The sequence below is a fragment of the Nostoc sp. FACHB-110 genome, assembly GCF_014697425.1.
Lineage (GTDB): Bacteria > Cyanobacteriota > Cyanobacteriia > Cyanobacteriales > Nostocaceae > Nostoc_B.
Genome location: NZ_JACJRU010000024.1, coordinates 67,796 through 92,778 on the forward strand (window position 1 = coordinate 67,796; position 24,983 = coordinate 92,778).

21 protein-coding genes and 1 tRNA gene are annotated in these 24,983 nt (G+C 41.8%); 7 read left to right on the forward strand and 15 right to left on the reverse strand.

Going from position 1 to position 24,983, the window contains the following annotated elements:
• From H6G69_RS20640 to H6G69_RS20650, 3 genes are all read right to left on the reverse strand, one after another.
• The gene (locus tag H6G69_RS20640) at positions 1 to 807 is read right to left on the reverse strand and encodes a Tic22 family protein (RefSeq protein WP_190690998.1); all 807 of its coding nucleotides are present in this window, start codon (positions 805 to 807) and stop codon (positions 1 to 3) included.
• A gap of 653 nt (positions 808 to 1,460) precedes the next feature.
• A tRNA-Pro gene (locus H6G69_RS20645) sits at positions 1,461 to 1,534 on the reverse strand.
• 235 nt (positions 1,535 to 1,769) lie between these two features.
• Entirely contained in the window at positions 1,770 to 2,318 is a 549-nt protein-coding gene (locus H6G69_RS20650) for a GNAT family N-acetyltransferase (protein WP_190690999.1), read from the reverse strand.
• Between the two features lie 545 nt (positions 2,319 to 2,863).
• On the opposite strand from H6G69_RS20650, the gene H6G69_RS20655 reads away from it, so the two are divergent.
• Both H6G69_RS20655 and H6G69_RS20660 read left to right on the forward strand, forming a co-directional pair.
• Positions 2,864 to 3,583, forward strand: a complete 720-nt coding sequence (locus tag H6G69_RS20655) for a hypothetical protein (RefSeq protein WP_062296711.1) — start codon at positions 2,864 to 2,866, stop codon at positions 3,581 to 3,583.
• 271 nt (positions 3,584 to 3,854) lie between these two features.
• Positions 3,855 to 4,787, forward strand: a complete 933-nt coding sequence (locus H6G69_RS20660; RefSeq protein WP_190691000.1) for an alpha/beta fold hydrolase — start codon at positions 3,855 to 3,857, stop codon at positions 4,785 to 4,787.
• A 69-nt stretch (positions 4,788 to 4,856) separates the two neighbouring features.
• Here the strand turns inward: H6G69_RS20660 and tsaD are convergent, their stop codons facing one another.
• Complete coding sequence (gene tsaD, locus H6G69_RS20665; protein WP_190691001.1) at positions 4,857 to 5,897, reverse strand: tRNA (adenosine(37)-N6)-threonylcarbamoyltransferase complex transferase subunit TsaD; 1,041 nt, start codon at positions 5,895 to 5,897, stop codon at positions 4,857 to 4,859.
• Positions 5,898 to 6,073: 176 nt separating this feature from the next.
• On the opposite strand from tsaD, the gene H6G69_RS20670 reads away from it, so the two are divergent.
• From H6G69_RS20670 to H6G69_RS20680, 3 genes are read left to right on the forward strand one after another with little or no spacing between them, the layout of a single operon-like run.
• Complete coding sequence (locus H6G69_RS20670) at positions 6,074 to 6,568, forward strand: Photosystem I reaction center subunit III (RefSeq protein ID WP_190691002.1); 495 nt, start codon at positions 6,074 to 6,076, stop codon at positions 6,566 to 6,568.
• A 39-nt stretch (positions 6,569 to 6,607) separates the two neighbouring features.
• On the forward strand, positions 6,608 to 6,757 hold the full coding sequence (psaJ, locus tag H6G69_RS20675) for a photosystem I reaction center subunit IX (protein ID WP_062296705.1): 150 nt from the start codon (positions 6,608 to 6,610) through the stop codon (positions 6,755 to 6,757).
• Positions 6,758 to 6,814: 57 nt separating this feature from the next.
• Positions 6,815 to 7,333, forward strand: a complete 519-nt coding sequence (locus H6G69_RS20680; protein ID WP_190691003.1) for a photosystem I reaction center protein subunit XI — start codon at positions 6,815 to 6,817, stop codon at positions 7,331 to 7,333.
• Between the two features lie 229 nt (positions 7,334 to 7,562).
• On the opposite strand, the gene gmk is transcribed toward H6G69_RS20680, so the two are convergent.
• The 5 genes from gmk to hetZ all read right to left on the reverse strand — a co-directional run bounded on the left by gmk (position 7,563) and on the right by hetZ (position 13,680).
• On the reverse strand, positions 7,563 to 8,162 hold the full coding sequence (gene gmk / locus H6G69_RS20685) for a guanylate kinase (protein WP_190691004.1): 600 nt from the start codon (positions 8,160 to 8,162) through the stop codon (positions 7,563 to 7,565).
• A gap of 166 nt (positions 8,163 to 8,328) precedes the next feature.
• The gene (gene remA / locus H6G69_RS20690; protein WP_190691005.1) at positions 8,329 to 8,595 is read right to left on the reverse strand and encodes an extracellular matrix/biofilm regulator RemA; all 267 of its coding nucleotides are present in this window, start codon (positions 8,593 to 8,595) and stop codon (positions 8,329 to 8,331) included.
• Positions 8,596 to 8,818: 223 nt separating this feature from the next.
• Entirely contained in the window at positions 8,819 to 11,131 is a 2,313-nt protein-coding gene (locus H6G69_RS20695) for a DUF3488 and DUF4129 domain-containing transglutaminase family protein (protein WP_190691006.1), read from the reverse strand.
• A 373-nt stretch (positions 11,132 to 11,504) separates the two neighbouring features.
• A complete protein-coding gene (locus tag H6G69_RS20700; RefSeq protein ID WP_190691007.1) occupies positions 11,505 to 12,482 on the reverse strand; it encodes a PatU in 978 nt (325 codons plus the stop codon).
• Positions 12,475 to 13,680 (reverse strand): heterocyst differentiation protein HetZ, encoded by a 1,206-nt coding sequence (gene hetZ, locus H6G69_RS20705; protein WP_190691008.1) that lies wholly within the window; start codon positions 13,678 to 13,680, stop codon positions 12,475 to 12,477. The genes H6G69_RS20700 and hetZ overlap by 8 nt, the downstream gene beginning before the upstream one ends.
• Before the next feature lie 201 nt (positions 13,681 to 13,881).
• Here hetZ and H6G69_RS20710 point away from each other — a divergent pair, with 201 nt between their 5' ends.
• A complete protein-coding gene (locus H6G69_RS20710) occupies positions 13,882 to 14,358 on the forward strand; it encodes a hypothetical protein (RefSeq protein WP_190691009.1) in 477 nt (158 codons plus the stop codon).
• A gap of 83 nt (positions 14,359 to 14,441) precedes the next feature.
• On the opposite strand, the gene sds is transcribed toward H6G69_RS20710, so the two are convergent.
• Positions 14,442 to 15,413: a solanesyl diphosphate synthase gene (gene sds / locus H6G69_RS20715; protein ID WP_190691010.1), complete on the reverse strand. Its 972-nt coding sequence runs from the start codon at positions 15,411 to 15,413 to the stop codon at positions 14,442 to 14,444.
• A 1,263-nt stretch (positions 15,414 to 16,676) separates the two neighbouring features.
• On the opposite strand from sds, the gene H6G69_RS20720 reads away from it, so the two are divergent.
• Entirely contained in the window at positions 16,677 to 16,889 is a 213-nt protein-coding gene (locus tag H6G69_RS20720) for a hypothetical protein (RefSeq protein ID WP_190691011.1), read from the forward strand.
• A 60-nt stretch (positions 16,890 to 16,949) separates the two neighbouring features.
• Here the strand turns inward: H6G69_RS20720 and murI are convergent, their stop codons facing one another.
• From murI to H6G69_RS20745, 5 genes are all read right to left on the reverse strand, one after another.
• On the reverse strand, positions 16,950 to 17,816 hold the full coding sequence (gene murI / locus H6G69_RS20725; protein ID WP_190691012.1) for a glutamate racemase: 867 nt from the start codon (positions 17,814 to 17,816) through the stop codon (positions 16,950 to 16,952).
• A gap of 149 nt (positions 17,817 to 17,965) precedes the next feature.
• The gene (locus H6G69_RS20730) at positions 17,966 to 19,837 is read right to left on the reverse strand and encodes an N-acetylmuramoyl-L-alanine amidase (RefSeq protein ID WP_190691013.1); all 1,872 of its coding nucleotides are present in this window, start codon (positions 19,835 to 19,837) and stop codon (positions 17,966 to 17,968) included.
• A 636-nt stretch (positions 19,838 to 20,473) separates the two neighbouring features.
• Complete coding sequence (locus H6G69_RS20735) at positions 20,474 to 22,330, reverse strand: N-acetylmuramoyl-L-alanine amidase (RefSeq protein WP_190691014.1); 1,857 nt, start codon at positions 22,328 to 22,330, stop codon at positions 20,474 to 20,476.
• A 573-nt stretch (positions 22,331 to 22,903) separates the two neighbouring features.
• Complete coding sequence (locus H6G69_RS20740) at positions 22,904 to 24,283, reverse strand: cation:proton antiporter (RefSeq protein ID WP_190691015.1); 1,380 nt, start codon at positions 24,281 to 24,283, stop codon at positions 22,904 to 22,906.
• 146 nt (positions 24,284 to 24,429) lie between these two features.
• Positions 24,430 to 24,849, reverse strand: a complete 420-nt coding sequence (locus H6G69_RS20745) for an EVE domain-containing protein (protein ID WP_190691016.1) — start codon at positions 24,847 to 24,849, stop codon at positions 24,430 to 24,432.
• Positions 24,850 to 24,983: the final 134 nt, after the last annotated feature.

A 24,983-nucleotide genomic window follows, 5' to 3' on the forward strand; every position in this document is an offset into this window, starting at 1 on the left:
TTAGCGTTTTGGCTTTGCAGGTTGGGCATTATTGCCAGTCGCAGAATTTTTCGGCAGAGTTTGGATGTACGCTCTTGATTCTTGGGATGGTACTAACACAACTTGGTTCAACCAAGGTTCGTTTTTCTCTTTTAAAGTTTTGATCACACCATCTATGTCGATTACCTGAATATCCGCTTTGGGAAATTTCGGTTTGACTTGGTTTAACAAACCTATTGCATCTTGTTTACTGACAAACAAAGGTACAAATTGTTCTTTGCCATTGCCAGATTGAATGGGTACATATCCTTGATCTGGTGCAAATCTAACAGCAAAAATCGGTACACTGCGGAATTGCTCTACTTTTTGACCACCTTGACGGAGTAAATCCATTGCACCTTTGACATCTTGATCTACAGGTTTAAAGGCAAATACCAAGCGATTTGGCTGGTTTTTGGTTTGTTGCAATTGCTGATAAATCACGCCCAAAGGTACTGCTGTTACTTGTAGGCTTTTAACTATATCTGCCAATTTCGGATCTTTATTAGTACTTTGCAGTTGGTTGATAAAGGCTTGAGCCTCTTGGCGACTGAGATAAACACCTGTGACTGAACCACCTGTTTTTTGACCATTTTGCCCTTCTGGTAAAGGACGACTCAAAGGCAATCCTTTCTCATTGGTAATGAGATATACGGGTACTGAATCAAGTTTTTCTTTGATTTGTTGTTCTGACAATGCCAGCACTGGGACGTTACCGATTACAACTGTGCCTAGCAGAGTACTTCCGATTAAACCCAATGTTGCGCCCCAGCGAACTAATGCTTTCATGACTACTCCTCGTGTCAATGCTTCTAATTAAGTCAGACTAATGGATGGATTTGCACAGCACTAACTTGTTTTAGTTATATAGCAATCCATTTAAGATGTAAAAAAGTCGCAACGGCTGTTAAATGCTCACAATCAACTTGCAAAGCGTCATCTTTCTAAATTGTTGAGAAATCCTATAGGATTTTTTCTCAGTTAACTGGGCTGCAACCTGATTTGTTAAATTTCGCTTTGACTGAATTCCTGCACAAGAATTATCGATGCCTATTATAGGCCGCTCTCAAGCAATTAAAAATTTTGCTTACCGTTGAGACATTTAGTGACATTTTATTGTCTTTCTCAAAAAAAGTGACGCGATCGCCAACTTGTTCGTTCCATTGCTTGGTTGAGTTGACGACTGCTTGAATCAATACCTATCACTAATTTCTCGCTGACTTTACTATTAGGGTTTTGACTCTCAAATTTGCCGCCAAGCTCGACAAATAAAATTATTTCTGCCTGTGGTATCTACAATTTAATTGTTAAACTTACTACACAAACCTCATTCCAGACAAAATTTACCTATAGTAAATTTTAATTATGATTGGAAAACACAAAAAAATATCCTATATATTGATTTCTAACAGATAGGATATTTTGCAAACCATATGTTTAAGTCGGGATGACAGGATTTGAACCTGCGGCATCCTGCTCCCAAAGCAGGCGCGCTACCAAGCTGCGCTACATCCCGAAGACCTAAGTTAAGCTTTGCTGGTTTGACTTGTTGATACCACAGCAAAATTCAAGCTAATGCTCAAGAATACTATGCTATCACGCCACCAACATCAATATACCAACTTTAACATATATTTGTAAACTACTTTGATGTTTCGCCCTTTGCAAATGCCACTTTTGTTTCCATCCTAGTCAGCTCACTGCTTCAACCTGCTAGGATGCAGGATTTTTGAATTTGAGCCAGATGTTTTTTAATGAGGATACCAAAACATTCCTTTGATACCTTCAGGATCGGGCATAAAACCCATAGTCCGATAAAAATCTACAACATGAGGGTCGGCAAACAAAGTTACATTGCTGATTTCTTCGCTTCTGAGTTTCTTGAGTACGTACTTCATTAAGGCTTTCCCCAGTCCTTTACCTTGAAAGTCTGGATGGACTACTACATCCCAAATCGTGGCATTAAAGGCATGATCAGAAGTAGCACGGGCAAAACCTATGAGCCGTCTTTGGTTTCCTCGCACTTGCCACATAGAGGCCACAAGAAAACTATGCTCAATTGCTTTTTTAACTTTTCGTAAGGGACGACGCGACCAGCCAACTGCATCACACAGTTCTTCCAGTTCATACAGGTCAATGTCTCTTTCTGTACTAAATACAATGCGTTCCGCGTTCCGAGCCGCAGCATCGCTATTAGCATTAGAGCCACTGCCAAACTCCCCTGTATGTTCTTCAAAGGAAGTTGTTTTATTTGTCGCTACAGATTCAGGAGTACTAAACCAAGTTTTCCAAAAACCCATGCCAATGTGGTTCGGGTAGTATAACTGAATTGGCCACCACTCTTTATGGAGTGATAATGCACGTTTTATCAAGCTAATATCATTTTAACCCCATACACTGATTTTTGTTGAGTGTTATTGGGATAGGCAATGACAGCAGCTGGCGATCGCGTGTTTCATACCAATCATTTTCAACTTTAGCATTTTGTTGTAAAGGCTAGAAGAAATTCCCTCAAAGGCTAGATATTAGGTCAAAAAATTTTAGTTTTTGGATTTTAGATTTGAGATTTGAACAAAAAGCTTGGAGATTTGTTGCATCCACATGGAATCACCACTGCGGTGGACAGGTTTTTCGGTATAAAGCAAGTGGAGTTAGAGCTTGAGGCGAAAGATCAATCCAAAATCCAAAATTTCCCACTAAAATTCGGAGAATCAATTACATATAAAGCGATCGGCATAGGTATTAGATATTGTGTATTGGGAATACTGTTTCATAACCCCCAATACCTTGTTCATACCAAGTATCCGGTTCCCAGGCGATAAAAGCAAGCGAGTCTACCCCCACGATGGCTTCTGGTTTAAAATCTTCGACACTAGAACTCCTAAAGCGCTTTAACCGAGCGTTTCCCCAGTTTTATGAGCAATTTGTCAGTAGTGAAATTCAACTGCAAAATTTACGGCTAGCTTATCGTCTCTATAAAACCAGACGCGCCGTCATCGAATTGAAACCGGAAGGTAGTAAAAGTGCGCTGCATTTTGCCTACCGTAACCAATCTTTTCTCCTCAGCGACATTTTTGGTGTACTAGCCGCTTACGGTTTGACCATCCACGGTTTAAGTCTTTACGGGCAAATTCGTCCACCAATGCTGGTTTTTATCAAACTTTTGGTATCTCGTGGTAGCAAAGCTTTGACAGAAAAAACCGCAGAAAATGTCTGTCGTGCTATTCGAGAGGCTTTAGGGGGGCGGTTTGAGGTGGAAGAAATGTTGGCTGTAGAATTTAATTTAGATGCTGGCTTAGAACAGGTACAAACTGAATTTTACGTTGATCCAGTATTTCATTTACCAGCTTTGGTGATTGAAGCCGATAACCAACCTGGATTGTTTTACAAAGTGATGTACGCTATCTGGCAAGAAGACTTACTAGTAGTCAATGCTAATTTACTCGTTTGGCGTGGACGCACAAGGCTGATTCTTTATTTATTGGGGCCGAATGAAAGCTTGATTCCAGAATATCTAGGACACAAAATTGCTGAAGGAGTCCGCCAGCGATTATTGGGGAAATGATTCTGAAGTCTGAAGTCTGAAATTTTTTTGCCTTTTGATTTGAATATGCTGAAGGTTATAACAGTCGAAGCATAGTTGAGGACTATGTTTGTGGCTGAAATTCTTGAAAATACTGAGTTCCTACTCAGCACGCTGCTCAACTCCCGCTACCGCTAACAGCACTTTGCTATAAGTCAAAAACTAATACCTAACATAAGTGCTTCTAGTCTTTATTTTTAACCTTTTGCACTCTGTATTTGGTCGTACCCATCCTTAGGAGTACGATAGAAATATGGCAACTATTGAAATCTTGGGCGTTCCACACGCATACGAGTTAACAGCTCCTACGTCATGCTCCCATGCTTTAGTCTTTATCCACGGTTGGCTCAATAGCCGTGGGTACTGGCAACCTGTGATTTCCCGTTTGTCAACGGATTTACAGTGTTTATCTTATGATTTGCGAGGTTTTGGTGAATCGCAATCTCAACCAGAAACTGATGTAAATCGGGTACAAACTACTGCTGGGCTGACATTCGATTTGCTTGATACATCTAGCTCACAATTTGACTCTTTGTATACACCAACTGCCTATGCTCAGGATTTAGCTATTTTGTTGCAAGAGCTAAATATTAACAGTGTATGGCTAGTTGGGCATTCTTTAGGTGGTACGATCGCACTTTGGACAGCTGCTTTGATACCTGACCGCGTTCAAGGCGTGATCTGTATTAACGCTGGCGGTGGTATTTATCTGAAAGAAGCTTTTGAACAATTTCGTTCTGCAGGTCAGCGGTTTTTACAAGTTCGTCCACGCTGGCTATCTCAGCTACCTTTAATTGATTTGCTATTTACTAGAGCTAGTGTATCTCGACCCTTAGACCGATACTGGGCCAGGCAACGCGTCATAGATTTTGTGGTTGCTGACCCAGAAGCTGCTGTGGGTTCGCTATTAGACTCGACTACTGAGGAGGAAGTTAACCGTTTACCTCAATTAGTGTCACAAATAAAACAGCCTGTTTACTTTTTGGCTGGAGCTGATGACAAGGTAATGGAACCCAAGTATGTGCGTCATTTAGCTAGCTTTCATAGGCTTTTTCAATACTGTGGTGACAATGTGATTGAAATTCCTAATTGTGGACATCTCGCTATGTTAGAACAACCAGATGCTGTAGCTAGTCATATTCGGTCAATTGTTAAGAGTCAAGAGTCAGTAGTTATTGGTCAATAGTCATTATGCATGAGTTATTTGTTTTTCCAATGATTCATGAATAATGCTTTTAGCTAGATTATATTTCACCTAAATATATAGCTTCATCACCTGAGTTAGGGACAATCTCGATTCCACACCCAAAGTCAAGGGTGAAACATGACCACGCGATAAATGGTCTGATGCTGCACAGGCAATCATGGCGGCGTTGTCGGTACAGAATTTTAAAGGTGGGAATAAAACACGTATATTATGTTCGCTGGCACTGGCTTGTAAGTGTTGCCTCAAGCCGCTATTTGCGGCAACTCCACCACCAACAGCAATAGTATTTAATCCGTAGTCAAGGGCGCAAGCGATCGCTCTTTTGGTCAAAGCTTTGGCTACTGTAGTCTGGAAACTAGCGGCTACGTCTGCTAAAGGTATTGGCTTGTCATCTTGCTCTAATTGCTGTACGAGCCTTAATACAGCCGTTTTTAAGCCGCTAAAACTGCCATCATAGCGATGATACCCTCCACCCGGCAGTGAAACTCTCCCTTCTGGTAAAGCAAAAGCATGGGGATCGCCCTGTTGAGCTAACTTGTCAATGACTGGCCCGCCCGGATAACCTAGTTTTAACAACCGTGCTACCTTATCAAAAGCTTCCCCCGCCGCATCATCACGAGTTTCACCCAGGGTTTCGTAACTACCACATTCTTTAACATAAATCAAGCTTGTATGTCCGCCTGAAACCAGTAAGCTAAGAAAAGGGGGATCTAAAGTTGGCTCACTCAAATAAGTCGCGTAAATGTGGCCTTCGAGGTGATGAACTCCCAAAAATGGTTTATTGTATACCATCGCTAAAGTTTTGGCAGCAGTTAATCCCACTAACAACGCTCCGACTAGTCCAGGGGCGCAGGTGGCGGCTATACCATCGATATTTGACCAGTCTAACCCAGCTTGTTCTAGAGCTTGGGCGATCGCCTCGTTTATGGTTTCTAAATGCTGGCGAGATGCCACCTCTGGCACAACTCCACCGTATTGCTGATGGATTGGGATTTGTGAGGCAATAATACTACTGCGAACTTGACGATTGTTAACAATTGCGACGGCAGTTTCATCACAACTGGTTTCGATTGCTAAAACAGTTGCCATACCAGGGTTCATCCAAATACCGACTTGGTTGAGAAGCTTTAACTTTTATTTACTTAAACTTTACTCGGTTCCCAGGCAAGAGTATGATGACTTGCTAGTTAGCCAAATAAAGAATGTACAAGCCGCTTCGTTTTGTACAAAAAACTTTTTCTTTTGTAATAAAAGGAAACAACTCCATGCGACGATTGTTTGCTTTGATTTTAGCGATTTGTCTTTGGTTCAATTTTGCTCCGCCAGCTAAAGCTTTAGGAGCTAACCTGACACCTTGTCAAGACAACCCCGCATTTCAAGCACTAGCTCAAAATGCCCGGAATACCACTGCCGATCCTCAATCAGGCCAAAAGAGATTTGAGCGTTATTCTCAAGCGCTCTGTGGCCCTGAAGGCTATCCTCACTTAATCGTGGATGGCCGCCTAGATCGTGCTGGTGACTTTTTAATTCCCAGCATTCTTTTTCTTTACATTACTGGATGGATTGGTTGGGTAGGTCGTGCTTACCTAATCGCAGTTAGAAAAGAATCTGACTCTGAACAAAAAGAAATTCAAATCGATTTGAATATAGCTCTGCCCATCATAGCCACAGGTTTTGCTTGGCCAGCCGCCGCTTTGAAAGAATTCTTAGCTGGCGAATTAGCTGCAAAAGATTCAGAGATTCCTGTTTCTCCTCGTTAGGTTCCGCTTAACTAATTCACTGTTTTGGAGACTAAACACATGGCTGAAAAAGGCGATCAATCATCCTATTTGATTAAATTTATTTCCACCGCACCAGTGGCGGCTACAATCTGGCTGACAATTACAGCAGGCATTTTGATCGAATTTAACCGCTTTTTCCCCGACTTATTGTTCCACCCACTGCCATAAGCGGCGTATGGGATTTGAAAACTGTTGCACGTGTAATTGAGAGGCAAACATAGAATTATGGCGCAAGCAGTAGATGCATCCAAAGATTCGCCGAGCGATCCTAGAAATCGGGAAGTAGTTTTTCCCGCACATCGTGATCCTCAAATAGGCAATCTCGAAACTCCAGTTAATTCTTCTCCTTTGGTCAAGTGGTTCATCAGTAACTTGCCCGCTTACCGCCCCGGTCTAACTCCTTTCAGACGTGGGCTAGAAGTTGGTATGGCACATGGCTACTGGCTATTTGGCCCCTTTGCCAAATATGGCCCACTGCGTAATGCGGAAAATGCTAACTTAGCTGGATTAATAGCCTCCATTGGTTTAGTTGTATTGCTGACAGCTGCATTATCTTTGTATGCTAATAGCAATCCTCCTAAAGCATTGGCTAGTGTGACTGCACCCAACCCTCCAGATGCTTTTGAATCTAAAGAAGGCTGGAATAATTTCGCCAGTGCTTTCTTGATTGGTGGCATTGGTGGTGCGGTAGTTGCTTACTTCTTAACTAGCAATATTGCGCTAATTCAAGGTCTAATCGGCTAATTAATTTTTGGTAATTGGTAATTAGTGATTAATGGAAGTTAAAAATCAAGAGTTATTTTAATAGTAAAAATAACTTCAGATGATAACTTTCTAATTACTGATTACCATTTACCAATGTGTTATGCCAAGGAACGAGAGAATAGCTGAAATGTATACTGACAACAACATTTGAAGGACACATAAAATTATGTGTCCTTCATTATTTGGTGTATGAAATGCTTGGTTGTAATTATTCAAATAAAGCCGCTTCGATCGCTCCCAGTGCAGTTTCAAAATCGTCATTCACGATTTGAATATCAAATTCATCAGCAGCAGCAATCTCCGCTTTAGCACGGACTAGGCGACGAGCGATCGCTTCTTCAGAATCTTGTCCACGACCACGTATCCGTTTTTCTAATTCATCAAAGGAAGGCGGCAAAATGAAAATGCTGAGGGCGTTAGGAAAGGAAACGCGAATTTGCCTTGCTCCTTCTAGCTCAATTTCCAGCACTACTAACTTACCAGACTTAATTTGGTTTGTTACTGCTTCACGAGGAGTGCCGTAATAATTCCCCGCGAATTCCGCCCACTCTAAAAACTCACCTTGAGCCACCAACTGTTCAAACTTATGACGATCAATAAAGTAATAGTTTTTGCCGTTGATTTCTCCAGGGCGAGGAGAACGAGTTGTTGCGGATACCGAGTAATAAAGTTGTGGATGACGCTGCAACAGCGATCGCATTAATGTACCTTTGCCAACACCACTAGGGCCAGTTAAAACAACTAACTTGCCTGTAGACGGGTCTTGTTTGGTAGTAGCACTAGTCTGGATGGGTAAAACTTGCATCATCCGTTCAACCTGTGAATTAATCAATACAAATGATTTGGGAGTGTGTGTTCGTTGCCAGAGAAACCTCGACTAACGAATGTGTAGCACTGGTGACAAAAACCAGTCTAATTCACATGGTACTGCCGATATGGTGCAAACAGAATAGTCGTTTGTCAACTATCCTTGGTTAATTATCTACCGTATGATGCTCGCGGGAAATCACGAATCGGTTTGCTACCGTTTCGGGCTGAATTGCGGAAAGGATGACATGATTAGAATCAGTGATAATTACAGCCCTTGTCCGACGACCATAAGTTGCATCAATCAACTGGTTTTTTTCACGCGCATCGGTGATAATCCGCTTAATTGGGGCAGACTCTGGGCTGACAATCGCAACTACTTTGTTAGCCGAGACAATGTTGCCGAAACCGATATTTATTAATTGAATGTCCATAAAATAACTGACACTAAATGTGACTCAAGAATCCAGTAAGGACTTTATTTCTATGGTATCCATAAAAAACAGGAGTTACAACGCATCCCATTTAGCTTGCTTTAGTTTTTATAGAGCAAATGCTTTTTTTAGCTATTTATTTGCCAAATATACTGAAAATCCTCCCAAAGAGGTATGCGAAACTATGAAAATGTAATCTAGTAGCATCAGGGATAAAAAAACACTAATGACTATTGACTTTTTTCAATTCCTGCCATTTTTGGCGTAATTGCTGCAAATTAGGAGTCTGACCACCATAACGCCAGCTAACATAAGCTTGACTAATTTCATCTATGACTTGCGCTATGGCTGGGGGATGATGTTGAAAAACAACTTGGGCGTATTCTAGGGGCGTTTGTGCTGGATGTTTACCTAAACCTTTTGTGGCAGTCCATTGCAGCATTTGTTGATAAAGCCTTTCCATCGGTGGTAGTTTACTCATCCACTTGTGTTTTAACCACTCGCGCCATTGTACCCAACCTAACCAACCAAAAAAAGCGATTGTAGTTGCCAAAGTTAAGCCAGTTAACACACCTAGCCAACCTTGAGCGAATAAAGCAAAAAACCAAGCGATCGCTTTTGTGACCCAAGTAAAAATTGCGCCAAATATATTATTCAATAATCCAGTCACAGGGGTAGGTAGCCAGCCTGCCACCCAATTCCAAAACTGGCGTAAAACGCTAAAAGTTTGCGAGTCTTCGATAGATGGGGGAATTAAAGGGTGATTGGGAATTGGATCAAAAGCAAACCAGCCATATTTAGGGAAGTAAACTTCCGTCATCGCGTACGCATCTGTGTTACGCACAACATACATCCCTGTAAACGGATTAAATTCCCCTGGACTAAACCCCGCTACTAACCGCGCGGGAATGCCGATGGAACGCAGCATCATGGTTAGCACAGTGGAGAAATGATCTGGGTAGCCGCCTTTATGCTTAAACAAAAAAGCTTCTACTAAATCTTCTTTTTCTTCTAAATAAGGCACATCGAAGGGATTTTCGGGAATTGAGTAGCGTTGCTTGAGGTACTGCGCTAAGTACAATGTCTTCTCATAAATTGACTCTGGGGCAGAGTTAGAGAACTTAGAAACATTATTGCGGCTATAGTTAGCCAGAATCTCTTCCGTTAGCTGCTTGACTTTAGGTGCAATTTCTGGAGGAATTTGCAGATAGTATTTTTTAATATGTTGGGGATAGTCAGTAGTAGCTTTGCCTAACTCTGTGCGATCGCGGTACGGGACTTCCGATATAACTGTATAAGTCAGGTCTTTTGATAAACCCACAGGCGATCGCAATCCATCTTCTTTATCCACAGCAATAACTGGTGTGGGGAAGTAAATTTCTTTGGGATAGGACATCGCCGGAATCAAGTTAGGCAAATCTGCCACCACTGTGTAGGTTTGTACTACTTCTCTAGTTTTGGCAGAAGTAGCAGGTGGAGACAGATAAATTTGATAAGACCAAGGCGAACGCTTGAGAGTGGTCACATTCTCATTACGAGAAATTTCCCAACCTTTACCTGTGTAGCGATCAAATGCTAATACACGCCAGAATCCTTCTGCCTGCGATCGTACTCGCATAACTACCTTAGGTTTCATCGAACCCCGCAGGTTTTGATTCATCTGGCTATTAAAACCGTAATAAAAATTATCGTCTACCTTACCAGGTTGCCCAGTTTTGTTTCCACCTGTGCCATTACCTTGATTATCAGCATTACCTTGACGTACATAGCCAGGATTAATAATACTTCGTCCCGTAAAACCACCTTTGACTTCAATCGGCGTACTCACTGGAAAGGTGCGTAATTGATAACCAGGAAATCGGGGTAAAACTGCAAAAATTCCTAGTCCTAGTGCAACAACTAATGTAAAAAGTAAAAAATAAAAAGGTAATTTTGATGTTAATTGGGTTTCTTTTGCCTTTACCCTTTTAACTTTTGACTTATCTAAACCAAGTTCGGAACGGTAATTTAAGCTTAAAGTTGGTAAAGCGATCGCTAAAAATAACAGTAATACAGGTGCAAACGCCAAAGTTTGACTCAGCGTTGCTGCCACACCTAATAAAATCAATCCAATTACAATTGAATAGCCCAAATCTTTACGTCTGGGCATATCAAAACTGTGGAGAACTTGTAATTGAATTAATAACTCTGCTAAAGCTAACCGCGTATCATTTAACTCTCCTAACAACCGCCCAAAGAACGCCCCTAGTGCTACTAGCATTCCAATGGCAATGCAGAATTTAATTGGGATATTAGAATTGCGACGATAGCGGTAACTCCAAATTGTACCGACAACACTTAGCGGCACTGCCCAAAAACTAAATTGGGTATCAGCAGCAATATCTACTGCCACAGTTCCCATAATTACTAGTCCTAAGACTAGCCCCCGCAAAGACAGAGAATCTTCGACTACCATTAAAGGCGACCCCTGGTTATTTTGCCGCCAACTAGTAACTACAGGTAGACGCGAAAACCAATTCCTGGATGAATTCAACATTTAAAGGTTCAGCAATGGTGTAAATGCGCTCAACTGATGCTTGGTCAGTCCAACACTTACCTAGTTATAGCAATGGAAGTATAGATTAGGACATCAACAGATGATAAACCTGAGACAAAAAAGGTTTTTAAACCTCTCACCTGTGCCCTGTTTCCTGCTATAGCTCATACCCTGCTGAAAATTCTCTTCCGATGACAGTAACTCCCCGAAGCAAACTTTGGGAGTTGAATATTTTTCGCCCTAATGATCGTTTCAAAAACGTAGAAGCCCTAATGATCGTTTATTTAAAAATTAAGCTCCAAAACCACAATAACTTTCTTAATTTTTCAGCCTTAGTCAACCGACCTAATTATGGTAGAGTTGGCAACTTTGTTCAGTTCATAGGATTAATTACAAACAACAAAGGCTGTTGGTCAATTTCAGGAAACTCAACTTCTAATGTATAAGTTGGGTTAAATTCCTGACAGGATAACTCAACATTCAAGCAACCTGCACTTGACGATTGAGCCATTGCCAAAGTACCATCTGCTCTTAATGTCAATATCCCTTTGGTTGGTAAATCAGCCTGAACTTGCAATTGAGTCTGTTTACCACGAGATTGATATTCTACCCGGAGAGTCAATAGACCCTCACTGGTAAACCATTGTCTTTCTACTACTGGGCTGTTAGGCGTAACTGGTAGGCTCAGATTTTCTAGCAGTTGTTTAGCAGCCATCAAAGACAATGCCATTTGTTGACGTGGTTGTAAATCTGGGTAATCATTCTCGATAGTTAATTTTTGATCGAGAACATCCGCAGACCGATAGGTACTTCTTAGTACCAAACCAGCGATATCATTAAGTGCGTGTGACTCTTGTGGAAAGAAGCTTTCCACTGCCTGAACTAATTTAGCTCCCAAAGGTAGTGAAGCAGTCAGCAGTGTTTGGCACTTTTCTAACAACTCCCGAAAAACTTCTTCTGGCAGAGTAATCGGTAGATTCAGCTTATATTGTTGAGCCTTCCAACCCCAAGCCGGAACTAAAGTGAGCAATTGCTCTTCCAAACGCTCAGGATATTCCATCATTTGTGTTTCCCAAGGAAACAAAGGAGGCTGGTTTTCGATTTCGGTCTGTAACCGATGCTTGATTATGGCTTGGAAACGGTCTTGCACAGTAGGAATGTCTCCCAGTTTAAAGTTTTGGGGTTTCCCTCCTAACTTTGGAGCGCCACTGGCGAAAGTGGCTGCTTGTTCAGGAGAGTTATCAACCCCGTCATTTTCCTTAAACTCGACCAAGTTAGTCTCACTGGTGTCGGTATCTGCCAACAACCAAGTGAGTAATTGGTTTTTTAAGGATTCTGAGTCACTATTCATGAGTAGATGCACCTGATCCGGACACTAATGAGTTACGAATTTCCCAAGCTTGTTCCAGAATCTTAAACCAGCGTTTTTGAAGTTGTGCCATTGATAACCCTAAAGTTTTGGCAATTTTTTCGTCAGTTTGTCCTTGCTGTTTTAAGTCGAGTATTGCCCGTTGTTTCTCGTCTAGTTGAGCAGTGTAGGCTTGCCACTGTTGAGGCGTTAACCCCAAATTTGTATGTAAAGAAGCTTCTAACCATTCGTGAACTAGTTCCCAACGATGTAATAAAGCGAACCTAATCAAATGATATTTGAAGCGTTGTTGTAAGTAATCTCTCTGACGAGGGGTAAGATTTAAAATTGTCTCAATTTCTTGTGTTGATAAATCTTGCAGACGCAATGAGAAGTAATCAGCACAATCAGATTGTTGTTTTTGCTCCAAATAACTCATCAATTCGGTAATCACAACAGAACGCAGAGTATCTTCTTCAGGTTCTGGTTCTGGTTGTGTGGCCATTGTGGAGCGTAATTGCTGTACTGCTGGCTCTTCCCAAGAACCATCTCCATCACTCGAGCTACCTTCAGCAGCTTGTTCGATATCGACGCTGGTTTCGGGAGGTTGTTGTTGGGAGAAAGTTTGCGCCCGCAGAATAATTAGTTGTTGTTGACGGCCTGGTAAAGGAATACGCCGCTTACCGTAGCGTTCGGTAAAGGCCATGTATTCTGCTAATTCCAAAAGAGTTTGGGGACGATAGGTAGTACCTAGTTGATTTTCCCGCCGGAAAGCGTTTAATGCTTCAAGATAAAAACTTTGTAGAAAATCTTCTATGATAGTCAGCCGCCCTTGATAGCTCAATTGCCGCTGAGGAGGATTAATGTAACGATAAATAATGGCACTTAAAGTACTGTGTAATTCAACTCTGCCTCTATTGGAACCCAACTGATAGTACCTGAGACATTGTTGCAGGCGGTGTCTAGCTAGGGTCATTGCCGAGCTTTCTACAGCACCGGAAGCTTGGATGCGTTTACTTTCGCTGCAAATTCGGTATACTTCGGTAGAAATGCGTGTTGCCACATCATGGCAATTTTGTTCAGAGGCTTTGGTTGATTGTTTAAGCTCCTTATACAGGAGTGGAAAGATCACCTCCACGCCGATAGTATTTTCTCCCAGAAATGTTGCGGTTGGAATAGTTGCGGTTGCGGCTGAATTCATAGTCTCGGTGTTTAAAAGACCCTATACATATAGATAACCTGCTCGACTGTGGGTATTGGCTGTGTGTATTTGCTTATAAGCTAAATGCAGGATTGCTCTGCATATAGGATTTCGCTGATTTTATTATTCCCAACTGAATGGGATTGTTCACACTTTGCCTTGCTGTTATTGCTATTCCCCAAAAGTCGGTGACAAGTAATTATGGATGTAGAAACACAAATTCAATTGCTGATCGACAATGCACCCCGCGATGGTATTACACCACATCTTATTACAGCAATTGCTCCTGCTTTGCGTGCGATCGCTCAACAATTACGCCACTCCCAGTACTATATTCTCCAGAAGGAGGGAAGCTGGGTCTTAACTACATTGAGCCACCGTGCAGATCCCGGTTTGGAGAAGCAGGTGATTTACGCTTGTTCTACCATACAGGATATTTCCCTAATTCCATCTGCTGGGCGAGACCCTCAAGTGGTGGCTACACCCATCGCTGTCACCCATATTTTGTTCCAATTACTAGCGTTAAAACCCGTAGATAGTATAGTTTTTTTAGAAACACCTGGAACACTGAATAACGCTTTTGAAGTACAGCGTTCTCAGCTAGAAAAAGCCATTGAGAAACAGCTAAAACATCAGCCAAAGAAGCAGTCTAATAACATTCCACCTAATCTTGCTTAAAATAAATTTGGAGTTGAAATTTTGGATACCACCCAATTTTTCAACTCCAAATTCCTATATGAAAAATTCACAATCAAAAAATTTTAATAAAGCCGACTTAGTACATATTCCGTAATGTCGGTTAAAGCTTGACGCGGTTCAGAAGGTGTCAGCACGGCAATATCTTCTGCTGCTAACTTGGCATGATGAGCCGCTAATTCCCGCGCCTGTTGTATACCTTGGCTATCTTGAATTAATGTCAATGCTTGTTCTAAATCTCCTTCTTGGGCAAATTCACGTTCAATCAACACTTCTAAATAGGGTTTTTCTTCTAAGGCAAATAGAACAGGTGCAGTTAGATTGCCACTTTTGAGGTCTGAACAAGCTGGTTTCCCTAGAGTATCTGTGGTACTGGTAAAGTCTAAGATGTCATCCACAATCTGAAAAGCTAATCCTAAATTACGCCCGTAGCTATATAAATGTTGGGCTATTTCTGGGGAAACATCACTGAGTAGACCTGCTGCTTTGGCACTATTAGCAATGAGTGAAGCAGTTTTGTAATAGCTTTTTTGCAGGTAGGTTTCAATTGCCAAGCTACTATCAAAGCGGTTCATGCCTTGCTGGATTTCTCCAGTAGCCAGATCCATAATTACTTCTGAAAGTAGTTTGACTACCTCCAAATTATCCAAGTTTGCCAGATACCACGATGATTGAGCAAAAAGAAAGTCTCCTGCAAGAACAGCAATGCGGTTGCCAAATAAGCTGTGAACGGTAGGCACGCTACGCCGCATTTGTGCTTCATCCACCACATCGTCATGCACTAAACTTGCCGTGTGAATCATTTCTGTGATTTCGGCTAGGCGGCGGTGACGCTGGGTAATATCTTCTTCTAACATTGTTGCCCGCGATATCAGCAGAACAATCGCTGGTCGGATGCGCTTTCCCCCAGCTCCGAATAAATGTTCGGCGGCGGCAAAAAGAATGGGGTGGCGATTGCCAACTAGCTGCTTAAGGTTATCGGCTAGTATTTGCAAATCTGCTTCCACAGGGGTAAACAGGGAGGTAGCTGGGGTCATGGATGGCCGGATTCTGGCTTAGGTTACGAAAGTTTACATATCCTATACTCATTTTAAGATAACCCTGTGCCAGCGCAAGGTTTTGCTGAGAGATTGCCTGTCAAATCAGGACGCACAGTTGATACAATCTGGCTCTCATCAAGGTATACAGGCTATTTTGAGATATGAAAAATTTTTGAGTGCTAGATTAATTTTTAGACATCAGAGGATGAAGACAGATCGGATCTTAAGAGCAAATATTATGCTATGGGGACTTACGCATCAAAATAGTCCTGGGTGTTTCCGACCATTAACCCAACCTCCACAGATAAACTTTGTGCGTAAGTCCTAAGGGACTGCTTATCCCTTGTAAATGCAAAACTCTAGCTGGGCTTTAGTTACCGTATTTATACTGGTAGTTTATTTATTGAGACTTAAGTATCTGTTACTTAGATTTTCCTCAGTAGCAGCGTTATATTTACTTAAGTATATCAGTATATTCTATGATAGAAATTAACATCAGTGCTTGAGTTCGCAAGTAAATAAGCATTTTTTCTGGCAATTGCTTTTATTTTGACGCTAAATTTATATTTAGTGTTAATTATGAAGGTGTTATTAAGCACATTCTAAAAATATTTTGCTTTAATTATTCTCCATAAACTTTGACACAAATAATATTTTGAATAAATAAAAATCTATCCTGGCTGGAAATTTAACCTTGTAGAAATTGCAAAATTTAGCCTCTAAGAAGGCTTAAAAGTCAGGATGATTGTGTTACGCTAAAATGTAGGGATTTTAAATTTTTCAGGTATTAACAATGTGAAGGTCAAGCAGGTTTCTGTGATGTTACCTTCACGCTGTTGGAAGTCCAGAATAGCTAAATGCCGCCAATCAAACCAAGAAAATCTTTCTTGAAGTTTTTGGGCGGCAAGAAAACTTCTTGGGATGGAGTTAGGCGGTATCCTTATAGGAGTTCGCTTTCGGCTTACAGCTTCTGCTGAAAGTCGTGGTATATCCTACCACAGAGGCATGAAAAACAATAATTCAGACTAAGCAAACAGCTGAGGAGCGCAGTTAACTGTGCCGTTCGGCAATTTAACTGTTGTGGCGTTTCTAGTCTGTAAATAACTCAATTAAATAGTTACTTGGGCAACCGAAGAGTGCGATGACTCTACGGTGCAGTTTCGTATCACAAACTACGGTCATCAAGAATTTTCTTGAATGACTGCGGTTGAGTTTCTTGTATGGAATTTTTTATTTCTCTGGAAAAAAGTTGGTAGAACAATGATGTACGCGAATATGCCTATGATGATTTTTATTTTAGCTGCCGGATATTTATTCACAGTTTACTTATTATTAGCATTAGCAAAACGTAGCGGTCAAAAATCTAATGCGCGAAATTTTGTGTCGGGAAATAATGAGAAACATCAAATAGAAGTTCCAGCCGCACCACAGATGACAGAGGTGGTGAATAGTCAAGAGTCAATCGTTACCTAAAGTATGAAAAGCAAAGTATGAAGGATGAAGTATGAAATTTAACCTTCATACTTCATTTTTTTATGAGAGTTGCGAAACTACTGTGTTAGTTAAATCTACAGCTTCAACCATTGGGGTATGCCCTAGCCATTGAATGGCTGACTGAGCAAATTGTTGAGGACAACCACTGACTACAAAGCGAGTTGGTAGTGGGGGGTGAGTGTTACTTAAGCCAAGTAAATCTAATTCTTGGTTACAGGCTGCTACTACATGAACTGCTGGGTCAACTAATTTGACATGAGACGGTAGAAGCGATCGCAGTACTGGTGCTAAGTGAGGATAATGAGTACAGCCATAGACTAAAGTATCAATTTCTTGCTGGAGTAAAGGCTCTAAATAAGAACGCGCTACCTCAGTGGTATAAGGATCGTGAATGCGATTTTGTTCAATGAGTGGGACGAATTCTGGACAGCCAACTTGCCAAACTTGGACTTCTGGGTCAATTTCTAAAATTGCGTGCTTGTAGGCATTACTTTTAGCTGTAGCTGGAGTAGCAATCACACCAATTCGCTTTCCTTGTTGGACTGCGGCTTTCGCACCTGGGAGAATTACGCCTAAAATCGGGAAGTTAAATTCTTGACGTACAATTTCTAAAGCCAAGGCGGAACTGGTATTACAAGCCATGACCACCATTTTTACGCCTTGCTGCTGCATCCAGTAGAGAATTTCGCGGACAAACTGGAGAATTTCAGCTTGGGAACGGATACCGTAAGGTAATCTAGCAGTATCACCAAAATAAATAATCGATTCATTTGGTAATTGACGGTAGATTTGTCGTAGTACCGTCAGCCCACCCACACCACTGTCAAAAACGCCGATAGGGGCGCGTTGAGGTTCTTTATCAGAAAAATCGTAAAGATTACCTTCAAAAAGAGAAGATGAATACACAGGCAAATATTGATTGAGATTTTGGCATTTAAAATACAGAATTTAGCAGACAATTTCGCAACTGACTACTAAATTCTTGGCAAGTCAAAAGTTTACATAAGACCTCGTTAATTAAAAATTAATACTATATTTTGAACTTAGCTGTATTCTTACCTTTGGTGGAGGTATTTGAGAATGCCACGAGCGATCGCCTCAGCCATCCGATTTTGGTATTCTGGAGAACCTAAGCGGGGATTATCTTCTCGTCCAGTCATATAACCTGTTTCTACCAATATCGAAGGCATAGAACTTTTTCTGAGAACGTAGAAGCGGGCTTTGCGTGTGCCGCGGTCTTTAATCGTGCCAATATCTTCCAGAATAGTCTTGCGTACTACTTCTGCCAGATCGTAACCGCTATCGTAATAATATACTTCTAAGCCATTGACATCAGGACGGCTATCTACAGAATTGGCGTGAACGCTGACAAATACAGTCGCATTGACTCTTTCAGCAATATCTACCCTGCCTTGCAGCTCAACAAAAAAGTCGGCATCTCTTGTCAGTACTGCTTGTACACCATTTCGTTCTAAAATAGCTGCTATGCGTTTACCAATAGGTAAAACTACATCCTTTTCTAATAGTCCACCTAATCCAGGTGCGCCAGAATCTTTACCACCATGTCCGGGGTCAATTACTACTAGTAATTTGCCTCTGGGGACTGGGCTGATTGTACGTGGTGTTACTGGTTGGGGAACATTGATATTTTGGCCTGGTGGTGGTAGTGGCGGTAAAACTACTGGCGGTGTGATGGCTCGACCACGCTGTAATTGTAAAGCTAATAACTGATTGCTGATTTGGTTGAGTTCGCCAATTTGTACCCCAGCTGCTGGTTGAATTAAAACTGTGACTGAATCATCTTGGGGTTGCAGACGTACTCGTAGGATGGGACTATTGGCATTAAAAGCAGGGCCAATCACTCTGGGTGCTAATTTGGCATTAGCGATCGTAATGCGGAATAAACCAGAGGATCTATCCCACCCACTCTTAGCAGCTACAGGTTGATTAGAACGAATTAAAAGTTGGCTACCATTATCCGCTAATTCCACAGCTTGAATGATTGCGGGTGAATCTGTAGCTTCAGAAACTACATTAGAATCATTATTACCAGGCGATCGCCCAAAGCGATTGGGTAAAATTACGAATCCACCAATACTGCTAGTACTTGCCCGCCAGTCTGGACTATCTTGATCCACATATAAAGTCATACGGACTGTGGGTTGTCTTGTTTGCAGTTGGGAAAACTGAATGCGACTAACACCGTAGCGATTCACAGATAAATCTTGTGAAGACAAGCTTGGCGATAAGGACGCGCCAGTAATATCGATATTAACTGCCCGTTTGTCAGAACTGCGATTTACTCGAATTTGAGGATTACCACCATTAGTCCGGACAAAAAAACCATCCCCTGTGACTCGGAAGCTTTCTAATTGGGTGACTGCGGCGATAGTGTTACCAACAGGTCTTTGGGTAGTTGGAGGTTCTGTGGTAATTACACTATAAACATTTCTCGGCGGTAACTCAGAATTAGATGTTGAGTTTGGTGGTTTGGTTTCTGGCTGTAGTGAAATATCTGCCGATGAGCTAAGTGGTTCTGCTGTAGGTGTAGGTAATTGTACTATCCAACGGCTACCTGTAGTCGGGAGAAACTTCACTTGTTGGGGGTCAATAGTATAACCAGGGGCTAACTCTACAACAATTCGGGCTGTTTGCGGGTCAAATTGTCCAACCCGAATCGAACGGACTCTACCACCGACTGGTTGTGTTAACTGGGGTCGCCCAAAGTCTGTATCTGGTAAATCAATTACCAAGCGTGTAGGGTTAAATACCAGTTGGGCTTTGGGTTGAACTGCGCCCAAAGTATTAATTTCTAGGCGATTTTGCTGGGCATCAAAACGCCAAGATTCTAACTTCGCTGCCAAAGTCGGCGACGATAGTAAGAAGATAGTTCCAATAGTACCGGTTAATAACCAGTGTAGTTTCACAGTATGTTTCTCCTAATTCACGTTCATGGGAGCCGTTTATATATAAACGTATTGGTCAATCCTCACACCATCACCACCAGACTTGAGTTAGTTTTTATTCTGAAGCCTGTACAGTATTTACTGTTCATGAGAACTTCCGTGTCCGCCAAAAATCTTGCTCTGGTATTCAAAATATAGTTAATGGCGTAAGGTACTAGCACGCCTATAAGATTTTTTCATGCATTCCTAGTCAGAAATTCTACTGAGAAAGCATGAAATAACACCAAATAAAAACTAATCAAAATTAACTGTAAATAAATAACTTCAGTGCAGGACACAGAAAATCCGTCAAAATTGGTGTTGATTTGTCTGATTGCTGATAATCAATGTACCCAAAAAGTTCCCACGACTAACAATTGATTGGGTAAACCTGATGAGATTTAATCTAGCATTTTCAAAGCAATATTATGGATGTAAGTATTGATAGATACTAAAAAAACTTGTTCCCACTAGCCAGCAGTGAGAACAATAATTTTCACTCAGTAAAAATACTTCAAATGTTAGCTCCTGATTAGAAAGATGACGATTCGTGGAAGTAATTAATGGCTGAGTGCTAATGCTTTTAAGTAGATTTACCTGATTTTTGTAATTGAATTATTATCTGCGTCTGAGGTACTGAAGTACACCTTGAGCGATCGCTTCTGCCATTTGATTTTGATAAGCGGAAGTGCGTAATTTAGCAATATCCTCTCGACCAGTTAAATAACCTGTTTCTACCAGAATGGAAGGCATCGAACTTTTTCTGAGGACGTAAAATCTGGCGCGTCTGACTCCGCGATCTCTCACATTCAAACTTTGCAAAATGGTGCTATGTACAACGCGAGCCAAACTTAAACCACTGTCATAATAATAAGTTTCTAAACCACTGACATCTGGACGACCTGCACCTGCGGAGTTGGCATGGATGCTCACAAATACATCAGCGTTAGCTTGTTCTGCCATTTGGACTCGTCCGGGTAATGTGACAAAATAGTCAGAATTTCTCGTCATGATGACTTGCACACCATTTTGCTGGAGAATTTCTGCTACTCTTTTGCCAATGGGTAAGATAATATCTTTTTCCCGGACTCCACCAATGCCAATTGCACCTGGGTCTTTGCCACCATGTCCGGGGTCAACTACAACTACTAATCTACCTCTGGGAAGGGGACGTGTGCCTGGTTGGGGAAGAGGCCGGGAATTTTCGTTGGGGTCTGGTAATTGACCTCGCTCTGAAGGAAAAGGCAAGGTTCCGGGAACAGTGACGACTCGGCGAGAACCTTGTAATTGTAGTGCTAGTTGCTCACCGTCTTGGTTAATGCGCCCAATCTGGACTCCGGCGGCTGGTTGCACTAACAAAACTACTGTATCTGGTTGGGGTGTTTGCAGGCGTACCCGCAGTATGGGGCTATTGGCGTTAAAGGTCGGGCCTTTAATGCGAGAAGCTAATCGAGCATTGTTAATAGTAATGCGATATAACCCTGACGTGCGATCCCATCCTCCGTTAGCAGAGATGGAGCGATCGGCTCTAATTATTAGTTGTTTACGCTCATCATCAAGTTCGACAGTTTCAATTGTTGCTAGTTCATCACGCGCAATGCGGCTAGGTGGTGAAAAGTCTGGTTGATTGTCTGAGGAAATGTTTGAGTTATTTCCTGGGAGTCTTGCATAGCGATTGGGCAGGACTATTAAACCATTAGTGCCACTTCTGGTGGCTCGCCAGTCGGGGCTATTTTTATCTACCCGCAAAGTCATGCGGACTGTGGGGGGTGAGGTTTGGAGTTGGGTAAATTCAACTCGACTCACACCATGTCTATTCACGCTTAAATCTCGTTGCGCTAAATTTCCTGATAAAGTTGCGCTAGCGATATCCATAAAAATAGTAGAGCGATCGCGGCTACGATTAAGCCTAATTTGGGGATTGCCACCATTAGTCCGGACAAACAAACCATCCCCTGTAACTTGCACGTTTTCTATTTGTGTTGTTGCTTGTGTGGTGCTGGCAACTCTTGGTAACTCTGCTCTATTATTCGAGTTTAAGGTAACTACGTTATAAACACTGTCTGAGGAAGACTGAAATGACTCTAGTTTTGGCCTTGGTAGTTGTACCGTCCAACGGCTAGCAGTTATCCCCACAAATTTGATGCCTTGCGGGTCAAGAGTGTACCCAGGAGCTAATTCCACCACAATTCGCGCCGTTTGGGGTTCAAACTGTCCAACACGGATAGCGCGAATTGCACCACCTACAGGCTGAGTTAACTGTGGTCTGCCAAAGGTTGTGTCTGGTAAATCAATAACCAGGCGTGTGGGATTAAAGATTAATTGCGCCTTGGGTTGAACACCGCCTACAGTATTAAACTCCAGGCGGTTTTGCTTGGCATCAAAACGCCAAGAATCTAATCTACCTGCCAAAACTGGCGACGACAATAAACAGATCATCCCAACAGTACCGGGTAGTAACCAGTGTAATTTCACAATCCTTTCTCCTGATTCACATTCATGGGATTTGTCAATATCTCCACATCTGGGTAAGTTTTCCCATCGTCACTAGCTAATTTTGAGCTAGGAGATTTGACTTTGACTTCGGTTTTTGGTTAAAAAACAGTTAATGAGATAAATTGCTTACATATAATTTTGCTGTCAAGTTTTTTGATCAACAGATGAGGGCGCAACAAAAATCTAACCAGAATTAGCTGGTCTCAGTCAATCCTTAAGGATTGGAAGATTAATTAAACATTGATTTTGGGTTCTTATAGGGCTTAAAAACAATTTTTTGATTGTGAAAATTTAACTGCTTTTAACTAATTTTGCCATTATGGGAGTTATTAGTTTCTAAATTATCGAAGACACTTTTAAGTAAGGATTAGCATCAAAGTAATCTAGGCAACTAATGACTTTCTGAATGCGAATTATCGGCTCTAAAGGCATATAAACAACGATATTAGTGGACGTAAATAGAGAAATAGAAGTTTCCTTTGCATAGAGAGATTGGGGAAGAAAGTCACCAGAATTGAGTCTGAATTCTTCCTTATCCCCAATCATTAATTCTTAATCTTGAATTAATTTCTCAGAATCAGTTGTCAGTTTGCTAGATTCGGGAAATACGAAACGTAACAAAGGTGGAGCTAAAAAGGTTGTCAAAATAACCATCATGATAATTGCCGCTCCCAATGGTTTTGAGAGAACGCCACTAGCTGCGCCGACACCAGCAAATACCAATCCCACCTCACCGCGAGGAATCATACCCACGCCGATCGCCAGACGATTGATTTGGGGTTGACCAAATACGCTCAAACCTGTAATCACTTTACCAATAATGGCTACTGTAATCAGGAAAATAGCCATAATTAAACCTTCTCGATTGCTAGGAATGGCTGGGTTTAGCACTCCTAAATCAGTTTTTGCCCCAACGGTGACAAAGAAAATTGGCACCATCAAATCGGCGACAGGAATCACTTGCTTTTGTAGTTCTAGGCGCTTATCAGTTTCTTCTAAAACTAAACCAGCCGCAAAAGCTCCTAAAATTGCTTCTAGTTGAATGATGGCAGCTAGATATGCCATCACAAAAGCGAAAATAAAGGCAGGAATGACTAACTCACCGCGGGTTTTAAGACTATTAGCGATCGCCACAAAGCTCTTATTGAAAACATTCCCCAGAATGATCGCACCTAAAAGAAACCCTGTTGCACTGATAATTAGGTAAACAACTTTACCTACATCTACTACGCCATCTTTGGCAAGACTAGCAACTACAGCTAAGACAATAATTCCTAGTACGTCATCAATCACTGCCGCACCCAGAATAATCTGCCCTTCTTTAGAATTGAGCTTGCCTAATTCGGACAAAACTTTCGAGGTAATACCAATACTTGTTGCTGTTAACGCTGCACCTGCAAAAATTGCTGGTACAGCACCAATACCAAATAAAGTCATTAAACCGACAGTTCCAGCAGTAAAGGGTACTGCGACCCCCACGATTGCCACGATTGTGGCTTGGATACCAACTGCCATTAAGTCTTTTAAGTTAGACTCCAAGCCAATTTCAAACAATAAGATGATTACGCCCAATTCTGATAACACAGTGATGACTTCTGATTGGGCGGCAAATACCTGTGGTGCTGCTTCTGGGCTAAGACCAGCAGTAACTTGGAGGAAAGTGATGATTAAAGAATTAGAACTATCTACACCGCCTCCAGGAAATACTAACAGGTGGGCGACAGAAATACCTACGAATACACCACCTACGAGTTCACCTAACACAGGTGGTAAGCCCACTCGGTTGGATATTTCCCCGCCGACTTTGCTAGCAAGGTAAATGACCACTAAACTCAGTAGGACTGCTGCTACTACCATAGAGCCGTCTGCTGCTTCTGTTGCGTTAGTAGCGAGCAGAGGAAAAGAGAAGTTGATTCCGACTAAAAACTGCATGGTTTCCGCAAAAATCCTTCTCCTTATTTTTACTCTTTTGTGGCAATTCTAGCTCAGGACTTACCCCTTGAGATAGGGTGTCAGGGGATGAGGGTGTGGGGTGTAAGGGTTTGACTTAGATTTATCAAACCTTGTGATTTCTCATCTCACTGCGAAAGTTCTATTCTTGTTAAGTGAATTAAATGTTGCCAATGAGCTTCGGATACTGGGACAACAGATAATCTGGGCAGTCGCAATAAGTCAAAGTCGGTAAATTTCTCGTCTTGTTTGATTTGGGTGAGGCTAACAGGCTGGGAAACTGGACGGACTGCGCGTATATCGACAACTACCAGTTTGGCATCATTGAGTTTTGGGTCGGGGTAAGGTTGGCTAATAATCTCTGCTACACCCATGATTTGCCGTTCTTTACCTGTGTGATAAATCAAAGCCAAATCACCAGGCAGCATGGTGCGGATATGTTTGAGAGCTAAAGCATTGGTGACTCCATCCCAAACTGTACTGCCATCTTGCGCCAAATCCGCGTAGGAATATTTATCTGGTTCAGTTTTCAGCAACCAATACGCCATGAGTCAATCTCCAGAAGTTTTGTTGTGAGGAAGGAAACAGGGAACGGGCAACAGTTAGGATTTATATGCTTGGACTATTGTTTTCCCTCAGGATTTACGTATGAAAACGAAAAATCCAGGGTTTGGAGAAGGGG

Excerpts from the sequence above, each read along its gene's own strand:
- H6G69_RS20655 (WP_062296711.1), top strand. The coding sequence starts at position 2,864 with ATGGCTTCTGGTTTAAAATCTTCGACACTAGAACTCCTAAAGCGCTTT.
- H6G69_RS20720 (WP_190691011.1), top strand. The coding sequence starts at position 16,677 with ATGATGTACGCGAATATGCCTATGATGATTTTTATTTTAGCTGCCGGA.
- H6G69_RS20650 (WP_190690999.1), bottom strand. The coding sequence starts at position 2,318 with ATGGGTTTTTGGAAAACTTGGTTTAGTACTCCTGAATCTGTAGCGACA.
- H6G69_RS20670 (WP_190691002.1), top strand. The coding sequence starts at position 6,074 with ATGCGACGATTGTTTGCTTTGATTTTAGCGATTTGTCTTTGGTTCAAT.
- H6G69_RS20640 (WP_190690998.1), bottom strand. The coding sequence starts at position 807 with ATGAAAGCATTAGTTCGCTGGGGCGCAACATTGGGTTTAATCGGAAGT.
- H6G69_RS20660 (WP_190691000.1), top strand. The coding sequence starts at position 3,855 with ATGGCAACTATTGAAATCTTGGGCGTTCCACACGCATACGAGTTAACA.
- H6G69_RS20680 (WP_190691003.1), top strand. The coding sequence starts at position 6,815 with ATGGCGCAAGCAGTAGATGCATCCAAAGATTCGCCGAGCGATCCTAGA.
- tsaD (WP_190691001.1), bottom strand. The coding sequence starts at position 5,897 with ATGGCAACTGTTTTAGCAATCGAAACCAGTTGTGATGAAACTGCCGTC.
- H6G69_RS20710 (WP_190691009.1), top strand. The coding sequence starts at position 13,882 with ATGGATGTAGAAACACAAATTCAATTGCTGATCGACAATGCACCCCGC.
- H6G69_RS20740 (WP_190691015.1), bottom strand. The coding sequence starts at position 24,283 with ATGCAGTTTTTAGTCGGAATCAACTTCTCTTTTCCTCTGCTCGCTACT.
- psaJ (WP_062296705.1), top strand. The coding sequence starts at position 6,608 with ATGGCTGAAAAAGGCGATCAATCATCCTATTTGATTAAATTTATTTCC.
- gmk (WP_190691004.1), bottom strand. The coding sequence starts at position 8,162 with ATGATGCAAGTTTTACCCATCCAGACTAGTGCTACTACCAAACAAGAC.
- H6G69_RS20745 (WP_190691016.1), bottom strand. The coding sequence starts at position 24,849 with ATGGCGTATTGGTTGCTGAAAACTGAACCAGATAAATATTCCTACGCG.
- sds (WP_190691010.1), bottom strand. The coding sequence starts at position 15,413 with ATGACCCCAGCTACCTCCCTGTTTACCCCTGTGGAAGCAGATTTGCAA.
- hetZ (WP_190691008.1), bottom strand. The coding sequence starts at position 13,680 with ATGAATTCAGCCGCAACCGCAACTATTCCAACCGCAACATTTCTGGGA.
- H6G69_RS20700 (WP_190691007.1), bottom strand. The coding sequence starts at position 12,482 with ATGAATAGTGACTCAGAATCCTTAAAAAACCAATTACTCACTTGGTTG.
- remA (WP_190691005.1), bottom strand. The coding sequence starts at position 8,595 with ATGGACATTCAATTAATAAATATCGGTTTCGGCAACATTGTCTCGGCT.
- H6G69_RS20695 (WP_190691006.1), bottom strand. The coding sequence starts at position 11,131 with ATGTTGAATTCATCCAGGAATTGGTTTTCGCGTCTACCTGTAGTTACT.